Consider the following 16,295-nt stretch of genomic DNA (forward strand, 5'->3'; position numbering starts at 1 on the left):
CCAGGCCTGGATCAGCGGCGCCGGAGCCGCCCGCGCGTCACTCATCGGCCTGTACGCCCGTCGGCAAGGCCGCCATGGCCTGCGCCACTGCCGCCGTCAGCCGCTTGCCGTACGACACGTGCAGGAATTCGTTGGGGCCATGGGCGTTGGACTGCGGCCCCAGCACGCCGCAGACCATGAACTGGGCCGCAGGGAAGCCCTCGCGCAGCAGATTCATCAACGGGATCGTGCCGCCCTGGCCGATATAGCCGCAGGGCGCGTCGAAATACCGCCGCGACGCGGCATCCAGCGCCGCAGTCAGCCAGGACGCGGATTCCGGCGCGTTCCAGCCGCCGGCCACGCCGGGATCGGGCTGGAACAGGACACGGGCCTGATAGGGGGCGTCCTGTTCCAGCAAGTGTTTCAGTTCCTCCGCCGCCGCGCCGGCATCGACCAGCGGCGGCAGGCGCAGGGACAGCTTGAAGGCGGTGCGCGGGCGCAGCACGTTGCCGGCGCTGGTCAGGGGCGGCAGGCCTTCGGCGCCGGTGACGGACAGGGTCGGCCGCCAGGTGCGGTTCAACAGCGCCTGCTGCGGGTCCGTGGTCATGGGCAGGACGACGCCGCCCTCGGCGCCGCAGCTCCAGGGGAAGCGCTTCCAGACTTCGTCGCCCAGAATGCGGGCGGTCGCCTGCGCCTGCTCGGCGCGTTCGGCCGGGATCTCGCAATGGAAGCTGGCCGGCAGCACACGGCCCGTGCCGCTGTCCTCCAGCCGGTCCAGCAAATGGCGCAGGATGCGGAAGCTGGACGGCACCACACCGCTGGAATCGCCCGAATGCACGCCCTCGTCCAGCACCTGGACTTCCAGGGTGCCGGTCACCAGGCCGCGCAGCGAAGTCGTCATCCAGAGCTGGTCGTAGTTGCCCGCCCCCGAATCCAGGCACACCACCAGGGCCACGCGGCCCAGCCGGTCGCGCAGGGCATCGACATAGGGCAGCAGATCGTAGCTGCCGGATTCTTCGCAGGTCTCGATCAGGCCGACGCAGCGCGGGCGAGGCACGCCCTGGCGGTCCAGCGCTTCGAGGGCGGTGAGCGAGGCGTAGACGGCATAGCCGTCGTCGGCGCCGCCCCGGCCGTACAGCTTGCCGTCGCGCATCACCGGCGTCCACGGCCCCAGGCCGGCGCGCCAGCCGGAAAATTCCGGCTGCTTGTCCAGGTGGCCGTACATCAGCACCGCGCCGCCGTCGTCCTGCCGTGTCGCGGGGGCTTCGAAGTACAGCACCGGGGTGCGGCCCGGCAGGCGGATGACCTCGACCGTCAGGCCCTGGATGCGCCGCGTCCGCACCCAGCGGGCGGCGTCTTCCACCACGCGGTCGATGTAGCCGTGGGCGGCCCAGTCGGCATCGAACGCGGGACTTTTCGCCGGCACGGCAATGTAATCGGTCAAGGCGGGAACGATTTCGCGGTCCCAGACGTCATCGACAAAGGTCCGGAGAGCGGCAGGATCCAGTCCTGCGGGGGTGGCTGCAGCCAACGGCGTATCCATGATGTGTCCTGCTGACGTGATTCAAAAGGTCATTCTACGCCCCGGAGCCGCCTGGATCCCGCTCGGCTACACTGCCTGGACAGGCCGCATCCGGGAACCCTCAATGGACGATCAAGTACTCGCCGCCATGGCCCGCTGGCCGAATGTGCCGGCCGTGCACGGCTGGCTGTCGCTGTCGGCGCGCGGCCAGTGGCGCCTGCATCCTCATGGACGCGGCTGGGGCGCGCCGGAGGGCGGCCCCGAGGAACCCGGCGAAGCCATCACCAGCCCGCAGATCATCGCCTTCATCAACCGCAACTATCTGGCGGACGATGCGGGCCGCTGGTGCTTCCAGAATGGTCCTCAGCGCGTCTACGTGCGCCTGGACGGCGCCCCCTGGATTCTGGGCCTGGAGACCGACGCGCAAGGCCGCCCCCTGCTGCGCACCCACACCGGCGCCGGCTACGGCCCGGTGACGCATTGGTGGCTGGACCCGGAAGGCCGCCTGTACGCCCAATCGGACCGGGGCGCCGGACTGGTGGCGGATCGGGACCTGGCGCGAACGATCGACGCGCTGCGCGCCGTCGACGGCCGGCCGCTGGACGACTGGCTGGAGCGGCCCGCCCCCGCCGGCATCGCCGTGCGTCTGGGCGGCGGCGCCGAGACGCCGCTAGGCCTGGTGTCGGCCGATGCCCTGGAAACCACGCTGGGTTTCATCCGCCGGCCTTGAGCCGGACAGTCTCGGGGTTTTCCCCAGATCCGAGAAAAGTGCCATGTTCGCCCCGGAATGTGCATTCAGGAGAATTCACTAACATATTTACAATTTTTGGGAGCCGTTCATTCGTCATTCGATCCATCCGATCCAGGAGACAAACCATGACAAGCACGACCCCCATGCTGGAACGCATCCAGGCCATTCTTCCCGAACTCGCCGCCCACGCAGCCGAATCCGAACACGAACGCCAGGTGCCCGCCAAAACCATCGCCCTGCTCAAGAGCACCGGCCTGCACCGCGCCTTCCAACCCAAAGCCTACGGCGGCCTCGAAATGTCGCTGCCCGAATTCGGCGATTGCATCGCCGCCCTGGCGGGCGCCGACGCCGGCGCGACCTGGGCCTTCAGCCTGCTGTGCACCCACAGTCACCAGCTCGCCATGTTCTCCAGGCAATTGCAGGATGAACTCTGGGGTGAAAACCCCGACGCCACCGCCAGCAGCAGCATCGCGCCCTTCGGCCGCACCGAGGAAGTCGAGGGCGGCGTGCTGTTCAGCGGCGAAATGGGCTGGAGCAGCGGCTGCGATCACGCCGAATGGGCCATCGTCGGTTTCAACCGCATGAACCCGGCCGGCGAAAAGACCTACTGCTTTGCCGTGGTGCCGCGCCGGGACTACACCATCCGCGACGACTGGTACGCCATCGGCATGCGCGGCAGCGGTTCCAAGACGCTCCTGCTGGACAAGGTCTTCGTACCCGAACACCGCATCCAGGCCGCCAAGGACATGATGGAAGGCAAGTCCGCCGGTTTCGGCCTGTACCCCGACAGCAAGATCTTCTACACCCCGTACCGGCCCTATTTCGCCAGCGGCTTTTCCTCCATCAGCCTGGGCATCGCCGAACGCATGCTGGAAGCCTTCAAGGAAAAGACCCGCAACCGCGTGCGCGCCTACACCGGCGCCAGCGTGGGCACGGCCACGCCGGCCCTGATGCGCCTGGCCGAATCCACCCACCAGGTGGCGGCCGCCCGGGCCCTGCTCGAAAAAACCTGGGAAGACCACCGCGCGCACGGCGAGGCCAGGCGCTATCCCTCTGTCGAAACGCTGACCGCCTGGCGTACCAACCAGGCCTACGTGGTGAAGATGTGCGTCGAGTCGGTCAAGCGCCTGTTCGAGGCCGCCGGGGCCGGCGCCTGGTTCGAAACCAACGAAATGCAGCGCCTGTTCCGCGACAGCCACATGACGGCCGCCCACGCCTATACCGACTACGACGTGTGCGCCCAGATCCTGGGACGCCAGCTCATGGGCATGGAGCCCGACCCCACGATGATCTGAGGAGAGCCGCCCATGGACGCCCCGCACCCCATCGAACCCACGGCATTCGACCCACGCATCCTGCGCCGGGCACTAAGCAATTTCGCCACCGGCGTCACCGTCGTCACGGCCTGCGCAGGCGAAGACAGGGTCGGCGTGACCGCCAACAGCTTCACCTCGGTCTCGCTCGATCCGCCGCTGATACTCTGGAGCATCGACAAGCGCTCGGCCAGCTTCCCGGTGTTCCGACGCGCCACCCATTTCGCCATCAATGTCCTGGCCATGGACCAGATCGAGCTGTCCAACCGTTTCGCCCGGCCCAGCGAAGACCGCTACGCGGGCGTCGCCTGGCACCCCGGCCAGGGCGGCTGCATCCTGCTGGACGGCGCCTGCGCCAACTTTCAGTGCGAGAAGACCCAGATCATCGAAGGCGGCGATCACTGGATCCTCATCGGCCGGGTGCTGGCCTTCGAAGACCGGGGCACGGCCCCCCTGCTGTACCACCAGGGTTCGTACGCCATGGCGCTGCCCCACCCCCACCGGCAGCCGCCACAGGCCGCATCCGCCGGCGCCGCCGCCAACGACCTGCAGGCCCGGCTGGCCGATCATCCCTATTTTCTGATGACCCAGGCCGTGCGCCACTACCAGGAAAGCTACCAGCCCCGGCAGATCGAGACCGGCTGGAGGCCCGGCGAAGCCCGCCTGCTCATGATCCTGAACGACGGCCCCGCCCGGGACATGGCGATGCTGGCCCGCCAGGCCGACATGCCGCAGCACCAAGTCGAACAGACGCTGGACCTGCTGCGCAGCCGTGACCTGGTCGAACGCACGCCGGACGGCGAAACGCTGACGGCGGCGGGCGCCACGCAAGTCCGGGGCATCTGGACGACGGCGCGCAGCCACGAAGAAAAAGTCTTCGCCCGCTTCGACCGGGCGCAGGTGGAAACCTTCAAGCAGGTCCTCAGGGGCATCATCGCCGCCCCGGTCTAAGGCCCAAGACGGCCGGCCATGCGCGCCCGATAGACACCCGGCGACTCGCCCGCCTGCCGCAAAAAGAAGCGGCCGAAGTAGGCCGGGTCGTCGAACCCCAGCGCATAGCCCACCTGACTGACGGCCTGTCCGGTATAAAGCAGCAGGCGGCGCGCTTCCTGCATCAGGCGGTCATTGATCAGCCGCTTGGGGGGCTTGCCGGTCATGCGGCGGCACACTTCGTTGAGCCGCTGCTCGCCGATGGCCAGGTCGGCCGCATAGCGGGGCAGCGTCCAGTGCTCGCGGAAATGGGCCTCCATCAGGGCGCTGAACTGCTGAAAAAGCTGCAACTCCTCGCGGCACGGCGGGGGCGAAGCCAGGGCCTCGGAAGACAGCCGCAACAGGCTGATGAAGATCAGCCGCGCCAGGAGCGCCAGACTCTGCGTCTGGCCGGGGCGCCGCTCGGCATGCTCACGGCGCAACAGGCCGAACAACTGATCCATGCAGCGCGCCTCGGCGGCGTACCCGCCTTCCAGCGCCCCGATCGGCAGGCAGACGGGCGCGATCTGCGCGCCGTCGCCCGGCCAGGCCAGGTCATCACGCGGCATCGGCCCGAGCGACCGCGGCCTGACGGTCAGGACATGGCCGTCGGCATCGTCATCGGTCACGAACGCATGCAGGAACGCGGGCGGAGTCAGGAACACCATCGGCGCCTGCAGGCGATAGAGCCGGTCTTCCAGTTGCACGCGCACCATGCCGTTCAGGACGTAATGCACCTGAAAGAACTGGTCGTGCCGATGCATCGCCATGCTGCGCCCCAACTGGCTGGCCAGGGTGCCGAGCGCTTCGTAGTGCAGATCGGCATCCGCGTGGCCGGGGCCCGCGATGTGGCTCAGGTCGAGATTAGGGATGGCCTGGCGCGACATGCCGTGATCCAGCGAGTTGTCCTGATCCCCATTCTATACGCGATACGCCGTCATCACGCCGCATCGCCCGCAGGCTAAAATCCTGGCATGACCTCGCCCGATCCCGCCTTCTACCACCCCGCCCCCCGCGCCCAGCAGTTCTGCTCTCAATGCGGCCATGCCCTCAGCCGGGAAATCCCGCCGGACGACAACCGCATCCGCGACCTGTGCCATCACTGCGGCGCGGTCCACTACCAGAACCCGCGCAACGTGGTCGGCGTGGTGCCGATCCTGGGCGACCGGGTGCTGCTGTGCCGCCGCGCCATCGAACCGCGCTACGGCAAATGGACGCTGCCGGCCGGCTTCATGGAACTGGGCGAAACCACCGAACAGGGCGCCGAGCGTGAAAACCAGGAAGAATCCGGCGCCCGCATCGAGATCCAGTCCCTGCTCACGGTGATCGACGTGCCCTTGGTCAATCAGGTCCACCTGTACTACCTGGCCGACGTCCTCGGCCCGGACCTGGCGCCGGGACCCGAAACCCTGGAAGCCGCCTTCTTCGCCCTGGACGAAATCCCCTGGAACGAACTGGCCTTCCGCACCGTCAGCACGACGCTGGAGCACTATCTGCAGGACCGCGCCCGGGGTGACTTCCCCACCCACCACTACGCCATCAACCTGCGCTTCCCGGATTGATCAACGGGGCCCCCGCCGCAACGACGCCATGACGATCGCCTGGGTCGAAGACCGCGATCCCCTGCCCGACCCGGCCCATGCGCCGGTGCCCGCCAGCGGCCTGGCGGCGGCAGGACTGGACCTGTCACCCGCCCGGCTCTACGAGGCCTACCGCAAGGGCCTGTTCCCCTGGTACAGCCCCGGCGAACCGGTGCTGTGGTGGAGCCCCGATCCGCGCATGGTGCTGCGCTGCGAGGATTTCCACCTCGGCCGCTCGCTGGCCAAGCGTGTCCGGCAGTTCGACCGGGAGGCTGCACCCGGTGCAGCGCCGGACGCCGGAAAAACGCCATCGCCACCCGGACCGCCGCCCGACCTGCACGTCACCCTGAATCAGGCCTTCCCCGCCGTGATCGCCCACTGCGCGCAACGCGGCGCCCCGCGCATCGGCCTGGGCGCCGCCCGCACCGGCCGGGACTGGTCCGCCCCCGACACGGCATCCGGCCGGGACGGCACCTGGATCACGCCGGACATTCAGGCCGTCTACACCGCCTGGCACCGCATGGGCTACGTCCACAGCATCGAGACCTGGATCAGCGGCCGGCTGGCCGGCGGACTGTACGGCGTCAGCCTGGGGCGGTGCTTTTTCGGCGAATCCATGTTCAGCCTGGCTGCCGACGCCAGCAAGGTCGCCCTGGCCTATCTGGTGAGCCACCTGCGGACCCGGGACGTGCCCTGGATCGACTGCCAGCAGGAGACGCCCCATCTGGCCAGCCTGGGCGCACGGCCCGTGGCACGCCCCGGATTCCTGGCGATGCTGGCGGCCGGCCGCGACGCCCCGGCCCCGGCCTGGGGGCGTGGCCGGCTACGGGCTGACGGAAGACTGGAATCGGTGCCACAATGAATCGATCGCCACTCCGGCCCGTTTCATGAGCAATCCCAGCGAATCCGTCTTCCGCCGCCTGCAGTTCTACACCACCGCCAGCTATCCCTGCAGCTATCTGCCCGGCCGCATGGCGCGCTCCGAGGTCGCCGCCCCCACCCATCTGGTGGACGAATCCGCCTACGCCCGTCTGATCGAACAGGGCTTTCGCCGCAGCGGCCTGTTCACGTACCGGCCTGCCTGCGAACACTGCCAGGCCTGCATCCCCATCCGCGTCGACGTCCGGCGCTTCCGGCGCGACCGCACCCAGGGCAAGCTCTGGCGCCGCCTGCAGCCCGTCCTGACGGCCCGGCTGGCGCCGCTGCACTGGGACGCCCGGCATTTCGATCTCTACCTGCGCTACCAGAAAAGCCGCCATCCCGGCGCCGGCATGGACCAGGACGACCAGGCCCAGTACACGCAATTCCTGCTCACCAGCCGGGTCCATTCGGAGATGGCCGAATTCCACGACGCCGACGGCGTGCTGCGCATGGTGGCCATCATGGACCGCGTCGACCACGGGCTGTCGGCCGTTTACACCTTCTACGATCCCGATTGGCCGGGCAGCCTGGGCACCTACGGCATCCTCTGGCAGATGGACTACGCCGCCCGCCTGGGCCTGCCCTGGCTGTACCTGGGTTACTGGATCGAGGAAAGCCGTAAAATGGCTTACAAATCACGCTTCAGGCCGCATCAGATCCTGCGCAACGGCGTCTGGACCGAACCGCCGGACGCGCCGCCGACTGACGGCGATTGACGCCGAACGCCGGGCTGCGGCCCTTCCCAACCTCATCCGACGATTCCCATGTCCCTGTTGTTCCAAGCCTATCCGCTGGCGCGCGCCGCCCTGTTTTCCATGGACCCCGAACAGGCCCACGAATGGACGCTGCACGCGCTGCAGCGCAGCCAGGGCTGCGCCGCGACGCGGCTGCTGAACGCGCGCCAGCCGGTGCTGCCGCGCACCGTCATGGGCCTGCCTTTGCGCAACCCCGTCGGCCTGGCGGCGGGCCTGGACAAGAACGGCGACTGCATCGACGGCCTGGCCGCCCTGGGCTTCGGCTTCATCGAGGTCGGCACCGTCACCCCGCGCGCCCAGCCCGGCAATCCCAAGCCGCGCATGTTCCGGCTGCCGCGCGCGCGCTGCCTGATCAACCGCATGGGCTTCAACAACGACGGCCTGGACACCTTCATCGCCAACGTACAGCGCAGCCAGTGGCGCCGCCAGGGCGGCATCCTGGGGCTGAACATCGGCAAGAACGCCGACACGCCGATCGAACGCGCCGTGGACGACTATCTGCAGTGCCTGGACGGCGTCTATCCCCACGCGGACTACGTCACCATCAATATTTCTTCGCCCAACACGCGCAATCTGCGCAGCCTGCAAAGCCACGACGCGCTCGACGCGCTGCTGGGCGCGCTGCGCGAACGCCGCGAGGCCCTGGCCGACCGCCATGGCCGGCGCACGCCGCTGGTGGTCAAGATCGCGCCCGACCTGGGGACCGAGGAAATCGACGCCGTCGCCGAACTGGCGCCGCGCCACGGCATTGACGGCATCATCGCCACCAACACCACGCTATCACGTGACGCCGTGCGCGGCCTGCCCCACGAGGACGAGGCAGGCGGCCTGTCCGGCCCCCCGGTCCATGCCATGTCCCTGGCCGTGATCCGCCGCCTGCGCGAACGCCTGGGCAAGGACACCGCCATCATCGGCGTGGGCGGCATCGAATCCGGCCGCCAGGCCGTGGAAAAGATCCAGGCCGGCGCCGACGCGGTGCAGCTCTACACCGGGCTGACCTACCGGGGCCCGGCGCTGGTCGCGGAGTGCGTGCGGGCGCTGGAAAACGCCTAGCGTCCGGCCCCGCCCGGACTCACCCTCGCCGCCGAAGGAGCACCGTCCCCCATGCCTCGAATCACCCGCCTGTTCGCCGCACTGATCGCCGCCGCGAGCTTGACGGCCCTGGAGGCGCAGGCCTGCACCCGTGTCATCTACCATGGCCCGAACGAGACCTACCTGACGGGCCGCTCGATGGACTTCAAAGACCCGATCGTCAGCAACCTCTGGGTCTTTCCTCGCGGCATGAAACGGCACGGGGCGGCCGGGCCGCGGTCCGTGGCATGGACCTCGTCCTACGGCAGCCTGATCGTTTCCGGCTACGAGATCTCGGCGGTGGACGGGATGAACGAGGCGGGCCTCAACGCCAATCTGCTGTGGCTGGCCAACGCCGCGTACCCCGAGGACGACGGCGTCACGCCCCGCCTGTCGCTGTCGATCTGGGCGCAGTACTTCCTCGACCAGTTCGCGACGGTCGACGAAGCGGTGCGGCATGCCCGCGCCATGCCGGTGCAGGTCGTCAGCGGCGAAGTGCCCGGCCGGCCCGGAAGCCTGGCCCCGCTGCATCTGTCCCTGTCCGACGCGACGGGCGACAGCGCGATCTTCGAGTGGATCGACGGCAAGCTGCGCATTCATCACGGCCGGGAATTCCGGGTGATGACGAACGAACCCTCCTACGACGAGCAGCTTGCGGTCACGCGCTACTGGAGCGGAGTCGACGGGCGCACGTTCCTGCCCGGCACGAACCGCGCTTCCGACCGCTTCGTGCGCGCAAGCTATTACACCGACACGGTGATCCAGAGCGACGAACCCCGGATCGCCGCTGCGGCGGTGTTCAGCATCGTCCGGAACGTCTCCGTCCCCTACGGCATCAGCGTGCCGGATGCGCCCAATCTGTCCACGACGCGCTGGCGCATCGTGGCGGACCACAAGAACAAGCTGTTCTATGCCGAGTCCGCGACGGCGCCCAACACATTCTGGGTGGATCTCAAGCGCCTCGACTTTTCAAAGGGCGCCGGACCCCGGACCCTCGACCTGGGGACGGACATGGATCGGATCCTGGCCGGCGAAGTCTCGGACCGGTTCGTATCCGCGCCGCCTTTCGACTTCATGGAAGCCGAATAGCCGCGGCGGCCGGGCCGATTCAACCGGCCTGCCGCCCGCCCCGCGCGCGACGCAAGCGCTGCGCCTGCTTCAGCGCCCGGCCGCGCACATAGCGGTGATGCAAACGATCCAGGTACAGGTACACCACCGGGGTCGTGAACAGGGTCAGCGCCTGCGACAGGATCAGGCCGCCCACCATCGTATAGCCCAGCGGCTGGCGCAGTTCGGACCCCGCGCCCGTGCCCAGCATCAGCGGCAGCCCCGCCAGCAAGGCGCACATCGTGGTCATCATGATGGGCCGGAAGCGCAGCAGGCAGGCCTGGTAGATGGCCTCGCGCGGGGACAGGCCCTGCTGGCGCTCGGCCACCAGCGCAAAGTCGATCAGCATGATGCCGTTCTTTTTGACGATGCCGATCAGCAGCAGGATGCCGATGATCGCGATCACGCTCAGGTCGAAACCGCTGCCCATCAGGATCAGCAACGCCCCCACGCCTGCCGACGGCAGCGTGGACAGGATGGTCAGGGGGTGGATGTAGCTTTCGTACAGCAGCCCCAGCACGATGTACACGGCCACCAGGGCGGCGGCAATCAGATAGGGCTGGGTCGCCAGGGATTCCTGGAAGACCTGGGCCGTGCCCTGGAAGGCCCCCTGGATCGACAGCGGCAGGCCCATGGTGGCCTGGGCCGCATGGATGGCGTCCACCGCCTGCCCCAGCGAATACCCCGCCGCCAGGTTGAACGAGATCGTCACCGCCGGAAACTGGCCCTGGTGATTGATGGACAGGAAACCGGGCTTGGACGTATCCACCTGCGTCAGGCTGGACAGCGGCACCTGCTCGCCGGTCAGGGGCGACTTGATGTACAGGCGCGAGAACACGTCCGGGTCGGCCTGCAGCTCCGGGGTGATCTCCAGAATGACCTGGTAGCTGTTGATCTGGGTGGAATACTGCGCCACCTGGCGCTGACCCAGCGCGTTGTAGATGGTGTTGTCGATCTGGGCCGGGGTGATGCCGAACATGGCCGCGCGGGCGCGGTCGATCGTGACCACCGCCGTGTTGGCGCTGTTTTGCTGGTCGGTCGCCAGGTCGGCCAGTTGCGGCAAACCGTGGAATCGCTCCAGCAGGCGCGGCGCCCAGGTATTCAGTTCGTCCAGGTTGGCGCTCGTCAGGGTGTACTGGTACTGGGTGCGCGACATGCGCCCGCCGACGTTGATGTCCTGCCCGGCCTGCATGAACAGGCGCACGCCGGGCACGTGTTCCAATTGCGGCCGCAGCCGGCGGATGACGTCGTCGGCGCTGGCGCGCCGCCCGGCTTCGCGCGGCTTCAGGCTGATGAAGAAACGCCCGGTGTTGAAGGTCGGCGCATTGCTGCTCATGCCGAACGAGGCGATATCCGGGTCCTGGCGCAGCACCTCGGCCAGCGCCATCATGCGCTCGTTCATGGCGCCAAACGAACTGTCCTGCGACGTCTCGGCCACCCCGAAGATCGCGCCCGTGTCCTGCTGCGGAAAAAAGCCCTTCGGGATCACGATGAACAGCGCCGCGGACGCGGCCAGCGTCGCCAGGAACACGCACAGCGTGGCGAATTGATGGTCCAGCGCGTAATCCAGGCCCCGGCGGTAGACCGCCAGCATGCGGTCGAAACCGCGCTCGAAGGCCTGGTAGACCCGTCCATGCGAGATCTGCTGCGGATTGCGCAGGTAGCGCGAACACAGCATGGGCGTCAGGCTGAGCGTCACCAGCACGGAAATCACCACGGTCATGGTGACGGTCACGGCAAATTCGCGGAACAGCCGCCCCACCATGCCCCCCATCAGCAGCAGGGGGATGAACACGGCCATCAGCGACACCGAGATCGACACGATGGTAAAGCCGATCTCGCGCGCGCCTTTCAGGGCCGCCTCCATCGGCTTCATGCCTTCTTCGACGTGGCGCCAGATGTTTTCCAGCATGACCACGGCGTCGTCGATCACGAAACCCACGGAAATCGTCAGCGCCATCAGCGACAGATTGTCCAGGCTGTAGCCGGCCACATACATCAGCGCAAACGTCCCCATCAGCGCCAGCGGCACCGTGACGCTGGCGATCAGCGTGCCCGAGATGCTGCGCAGGAACATGAAGATCACCATCACCACCAGCACGATCGACAACAGCAGCGTGAACTCGACCTCGTGAACCGAGGCGCGGATGTTCTGGGTGCGGTCGATCAGGGTGCTGACCTGGATGCTGGCCGGCATGGAGGCCATCAGGCGCGGCAGTTCCGCGCGGATACGCTCGACCGTGTCGATGACGTTGGCCCCCGGCTGCTTGGTGATCCCCATCACCAGGGAACGGCCGCTCCGGGAGACGTCGCCCGGCCCCGCCCCCTTGCCGGCGAAAGCCCAGCCGGCCTGCTTCATGTCCTCCGGGCCGGGCACGGCGATGCCGATGTCGCGCACGCGCACCGGCGCGCCGTTGCGCCAGGCGATGATCACGTCATTCCAGGGGGCCGCGTCCAGGATCTGGTCGTTGGTATAGATGGTGTAGCTCTGGCGGCTGCCGTCGATCGTGCCCTTGGGCTGATTGACCGTGGTGGTGGCGATCACGCCCCGGATCGACTCCAGGTCCAGCCCCAGCGCGGCGATCTTCTGCGGATCGACCTGGATGCGGATGGCCGGCTTCTGCTGGCCGAAAATATTCACCTGGCCGACGCCCTCGACCCGCGAGAGCTGCTGCGCCAGGATGTTGTCGGCAAAGTCATTGACCTCGGTGACCGGCAGCACGTCGGACTGCACCGACAGGATCAGGATGGAAAAATCCGCCGGATTGACTTTGCGAAAGGTCGGCGGACTGGACAGGTTCGAGGGCAACTGGCGCGAGGCCGCGTTGATGGCGCTTTGCACGTCCAGGGCGGCGCCGTCGATGTTGCGGTCCAGCGCGAACTGCAGCGTGATGCGCGACGAGCCCAGCGCGTTTTCGGAACTCATCTGCACCAGGCCGGGGATGGTGGAGAACTCCCGTTCCAGCGGCTGGGCCACGCTGGTGGCCATGGTTTCCGGGTTGCCGCCGGGCAGCTTCGCGGTGACCTGGATGGTGGGGAAATCGACCTGGGGCAGCGGCGCCACGGGCAGCAGCGGAAACACCGCCAGGCCCAGCAGAAACAGGGCCATCGCCAGCAGCGAAGTCCCGATGGGGCGGCGGATGAACGGTTCGGAAATGTTCACGAAGCGTTCCCCGGCGCGGCTTTCTCGTCCGGCGCGGCCTGGCCGTCAGGCTCAGCCTGTCCGTCCGGCCTGGTCTGGCCGGCGGCCTCCATTTCGGCGACCTTCAGGCCGGGCCGCAACTTGTACTGGCCGTCGACCACGACGCGCTCGCCTGCGGACAGGCCCTCGGCCACCACGGCCAGGCCGTCCTGGGCCACGAGGGTCCGCACCGTCTGCGCGCGCACGGCATCGTCGGGCCCGACCACGTAGACATACAAGCCCTGCGCGCCGCGCTGCACGGCGGACTCCGGCACGACCAGGGCGTTGGCCCGGTCGCCCAGGATCAGCCGCACGTCCACGGTCTGCCCCGGCCACAGGGCCTGATCAGGATTGTCCAGCCGGGCCTTCAGGCGCAGCGTGCCGCTGGCGGCGTCAATCTGGTTGTCCAGCAGGACCAGCGCGCCTTGGCCGAGCCGCTCCGAGCCGCCGCGATCATAGACTTCCACCGCTAGCCCCGGAATCGGACGGTCGAGGACCGTTGCGCCCTTCGGGTCAGGCGCTGCCGCGCCCTTCGCAGCCGATCCAGAACCCATCCCGGGCGCCGCCGCGCTGCCGGCCGGATTTTGAGCCGTCCCGTGCGCCGCCGCCCGGACGGCGTCCCGGACCTGCGCAAAGGCCTTGTCCGGCACGGTGAAGCTGACGGCGATCGGATCGACCTGATTGATCAGCACCAGACCGTCGGCATCCGTCGCGCGGACCAGATTGCCCGGGTCCACCCGCAAAGCCCCGGTGCGCCCCGTCAGCGGCGCCGTAATGCGGGTGTAGTCCAGTTGAACGCGCGCGGCCTGAGCCTGGGCCTCGTCGGACTGGATCGTGGCATGCAACACCGCGACCTGGGCGCGCTGGGCATCCAGGGTCTTGCGGTCGATGGCGCCATGGCGGGCCAGCTCGACATAACGCTTCAGGTCTTCGCGCGCATTGTCCAGTTGCGCCTGGTCGCGCACGCGCTGGGCGACGGCCTGCGCCAATTGGGCCTTCTGGACGCGATCATCCAGTTGCGCGATGAGCTGCCCCTGCTGCACGACCTCGCCTTCACGAAAGCCGACGGATTCCAGTTGGCCGTCAATGCGCGCGCGCACCGTCACGCTGGCCCAGGCCTGGACCGCGCCCAGCCCCTGGATGCGGATGGGCATGTCGCGTTCAGCCACAGTAGCCGTATGCACCAGGACCGGGGCCGCCCTCGGAGCCGCCGCGGCGACGGCCGGCCTGGTGCGGCCGGACCACCAGATCCACGCACTCAGAATCAGCAGCGCCGCCAGGCCCCACCACAGAAAATTACGACGCACGGAGGAAATCGCCATGAGTCCTCGAAACGGGATGATCGACAGGGACCCCCGCCGCGCCACTGCGCAGACGGGACAAGCGGCCGAATGGCCGCCTGTGGGCGAGTATACGAGGAAAATCCCACCTCACGGCCCGCATACCGCGCACCCATAAAAAAACGACCCCGGGACTTTCGTTCCGGGGTCGGCGCCCGACCGGGGTTTCCTCGGTCGGGTGATCTGGCTGGGTCCGGCCGGCGGTGAGGCCGGCCGAGATCGCTAGATCGATCAGGCGGCGCGGCGACGCGAGCTGGTCTTGGTGGCCTTGCCGACGTCGGCGGCGGCCTTCAGCGTGGCGTTGGTCGCGGCGGCGAAGTTCGACTCAGCGGCGCTGGCGGCCTGGCGAGCGGCCTTGGTGGCGGACTCGTAGGCGTTGTTGGCGGTGGCCAGCGAGGACTTCAGCAGCGCCACGGCGCCTTCGGAACCGGTGGGGGCGTTGCGGGCGAATTGCTCGACCACGTCGGACACTTGCTGTTGGCCTTGGGCCAGTTGGGCTTCGGCCAGCTTGCTCAGGTCGCCCTGGATGCCGGCCAGGATGCCGTAGACGTCCTTGCCGTAGGCCACGGCCTGTTCCGGACGGACGAAGGCGGAGGTAAAGGCCAGCAGTTCCTGGGCGTCCTTCAGGTCGGTGACTTCCTGGGACTTCTGGGCGGCGTCTTCCAGGGCAGCCTTGGTGGCCTTCAGGTTCAGGTCGACCAGCTTTTCGAAACCGCTGAAGAACGTGCCTTGGACGGCCAGCAGGTTGTCGATGACGGCCTTTTGGGTGGCCAGCAGGGATTGTTGATTCGCGCTCATGATGACTCCTTGTCAATTGATAGAAGGTTTCCTCAGAGGCACAATGCCCGGCACCTTCTCGATCGCAGCGTTTGCTGCAACGCACAAATGAAATTCTAAAGGAATCACCTGGGATGTCAACTGATTTTGTTGCGGCGCAACAAAATAGTGCAACTCAGTGTTGCGCCTCGTAGCCCAGGGCCTCGGAAATGAGCGCGCTGGTGCTCATCAGCAGCGGAATCCAGTCGTCGCGCATGCGCTCGGCGGGGGCCGACAAAGACAGCCCTGCCAGCAGCGCCCCGGTGTCGTCATGCACACCGGCGGCAATGCAGCGCACGCCGAGTTCCAGTTCCTCGTTGTCGCGCGAATAGCCGTGCCGGCGCACCAGCGCGAGTTCGCGTTCCAGTTGATCGACCTGAGTGATGCTGTTGCGCGTGGTGCCGGACAGCCCCGTGCGCATGGCATAGCTGCGCACGCTGCGGGCATCCCACATGGACAGGAACAGCTTGCCGGTGGACGTCAGGTGCAGCGGCGCCCGGCCGCCGATGGCGCGCACCACCTGCATGCCGGAGCGTTCGCTCCAGGCGCGCTCGATATAGACGATTTCGTCACCCTGCACCAGCGACAGATTGACGGTCTGGCCGGTCTGGCGGTGCAGTTCGCGCATCGGGCCAATGGCCGCCGCGCGCACGTCCAGCCGCCCCTTGACCAGCGATCCCAGTTCCAGCAGGCGCATGCCCAGGCGGTACAGGCCGCTGTCCACGCGTTCGACGTAACGGCCCACGGCCAGATCGGCCAGGATGCGGTGCGCCGTCGAGGCGTGCAGGCCCGTGGCGGCCGACAGTTCCTTCAAGGTGATCGGGTCGCGCTGCGCAGCCAGGACGTCCAGGATGCGCATGGCGCGATCCAGGACCTGGATCGTCACCGCGCCATGATCACCCGATGCCGCGGCGAGCGCCGGGGCGGAGGACGGAACAGAAGTATGAGGAAGATGTGCCATGGGTTCGTTTTGTTGCAACGCGCCATTTT

General features: G+C 67.8%; 14 protein-coding genes. 8 read left to right on the forward strand and 6 right to left on the reverse strand.

Annotated elements, in window-relative coordinates; all coding sequences use genetic code 11:
* Positions 1–37: 37 nt before the first annotated feature.
* Positions 38–1,522 (reverse strand): M20 family metallopeptidase, encoded by a 1,485-nt coding sequence (locus ACFO0J_RS02780; RefSeq protein ID WP_376811531.1) that lies wholly within the window; start codon positions 1,520–1,522, stop codon positions 38–40.
* Between the two features lie 103 nt (positions 1,523–1,625).
* On the opposite strand from ACFO0J_RS02780, the gene ACFO0J_RS02785 reads away from it, so the two are divergent.
* The 3 genes from ACFO0J_RS02785 (at position 1,626) to ACFO0J_RS02795 (ending at position 4,516) form a co-directional block, all read left to right on the forward strand.
* Positions 1,626–2,231, forward strand: coding sequence for a DUF2946 family protein (locus tag ACFO0J_RS02785; protein WP_376811532.1), 606 nt, complete (start codon positions 1,626–1,628; stop codon positions 2,229–2,231).
* 146 nt (positions 2,232–2,377) lie between these two features.
* The gene (locus tag ACFO0J_RS02790) at positions 2,378–3,547 is read left to right on the forward strand and encodes a p-hydroxyphenylacetate 3-hydroxylase oxygenase component (RefSeq protein WP_376811533.1); all 1,170 of its coding nucleotides are present in this window, start codon (positions 2,378–2,380) and stop codon (positions 3,545–3,547) included.
* A 12-nt stretch (positions 3,548–3,559) separates the two neighbouring features.
* Positions 3,560–4,516 carry a p-hydroxyphenylacetate 3-hydroxylase reductase component gene (locus tag ACFO0J_RS02795; protein WP_376811534.1) on the forward strand — a complete coding sequence of 319 codons (957 nt, stop codon included), beginning with the start codon at positions 3,560–3,562 and terminating at the stop codon, positions 4,514–4,516.
* On the opposite strand, the gene hpaA is transcribed toward ACFO0J_RS02795, so the two are convergent.
* A complete protein-coding gene (gene hpaA, locus ACFO0J_RS02800) occupies positions 4,513–5,421 on the reverse strand; it encodes a 4-hydroxyphenylacetate catabolism regulatory protein HpaA (protein ID WP_376811535.1) in 909 nt (302 codons plus the stop codon). The two genes, ACFO0J_RS02795 and hpaA, sit on opposite strands and share 4 nt — an antisense overlap.
* A gap of 87 nt (positions 5,422–5,508) precedes the next feature.
* Between hpaA and ACFO0J_RS02805 the strand changes: the two genes are divergently transcribed.
* Genes ACFO0J_RS02805 through ACFO0J_RS02825 form a run of 5 tightly spaced genes read left to right on the forward strand, consistent with a single transcriptional unit; the run spans position 5,509 to position 9,950 of the window.
* Entirely contained in the window at positions 5,509–6,096 is a 588-nt protein-coding gene (locus ACFO0J_RS02805) for an NUDIX hydrolase (RefSeq protein WP_376811536.1), read from the forward strand.
* A 28-nt stretch (positions 6,097–6,124) separates the two neighbouring features.
* Complete coding sequence (locus ACFO0J_RS02810) at positions 6,125–6,976, forward strand: leucyl/phenylalanyl-tRNA--protein transferase (RefSeq protein ID WP_376811537.1); 852 nt, start codon at positions 6,125–6,127, stop codon at positions 6,974–6,976.
* Positions 6,977–7,001: 25 nt separating this feature from the next.
* Entirely contained in the window at positions 7,002–7,751 is a 750-nt protein-coding gene (locus ACFO0J_RS02815; RefSeq protein WP_376811538.1) for an arginyltransferase, read from the forward strand.
* A 48-nt stretch (positions 7,752–7,799) separates the two neighbouring features.
* On the forward strand, positions 7,800–8,843 hold the full coding sequence (locus ACFO0J_RS02820; protein WP_376811539.1) for a quinone-dependent dihydroorotate dehydrogenase: 1,044 nt from the start codon (positions 7,800–7,802) through the stop codon (positions 8,841–8,843).
* Between the two features lie 51 nt (positions 8,844–8,894).
* Positions 8,895–9,950, forward strand: a complete 1,056-nt coding sequence (locus ACFO0J_RS02825) for a linear amide C-N hydrolase (protein ID WP_376811540.1) — start codon at positions 8,895–8,897, stop codon at positions 9,948–9,950.
* 19 nt (positions 9,951–9,969) lie between these two features.
* Here the strand turns inward: ACFO0J_RS02825 and ACFO0J_RS02830 are convergent, their stop codons facing one another.
* From ACFO0J_RS02830 to ACFO0J_RS02845, 4 genes are all read right to left on the reverse strand, one after another.
* On the reverse strand, positions 9,970–13,131 hold the full coding sequence (locus ACFO0J_RS02830; protein ID WP_376811541.1) for an efflux RND transporter permease subunit: 3,162 nt from the start codon (positions 13,129–13,131) through the stop codon (positions 9,970–9,972).
* Complete coding sequence (locus ACFO0J_RS02835; protein WP_376811542.1) at positions 13,128–14,471, reverse strand: efflux RND transporter periplasmic adaptor subunit; 1,344 nt, start codon at positions 14,469–14,471, stop codon at positions 13,128–13,130. Before ACFO0J_RS02835 ends, ACFO0J_RS02830 begins: the two co-directional genes overlap by 4 nt.
* Positions 14,472–14,720: 249 nt before the next feature.
* Positions 14,721–15,287: a TIGR01841 family phasin gene (phaP, locus tag ACFO0J_RS02840; protein WP_376811543.1), complete on the reverse strand. Its 567-nt coding sequence runs from the start codon at positions 15,285–15,287 to the stop codon at positions 14,721–14,723.
* A 154-nt stretch (positions 15,288–15,441) separates the two neighbouring features.
* The gene (locus tag ACFO0J_RS02845) at positions 15,442–16,266 is read right to left on the reverse strand and encodes an IclR family transcriptional regulator (RefSeq protein ID WP_465251281.1); all 825 of its coding nucleotides are present in this window, start codon (positions 16,264–16,266) and stop codon (positions 15,442–15,444) included.
* Between the last annotated feature and the right edge of the window lie 29 nt (positions 16,267–16,295).

Origin of the sequence: Castellaniella hirudinis, from assembly GCF_042651965.1 — a bacterium.
In the GTDB taxonomy this organism is placed as follows: domain Bacteria; phylum Pseudomonadota; class Gammaproteobacteria; order Burkholderiales; family Burkholderiaceae_B; genus Castellaniella; species Castellaniella hirudinis.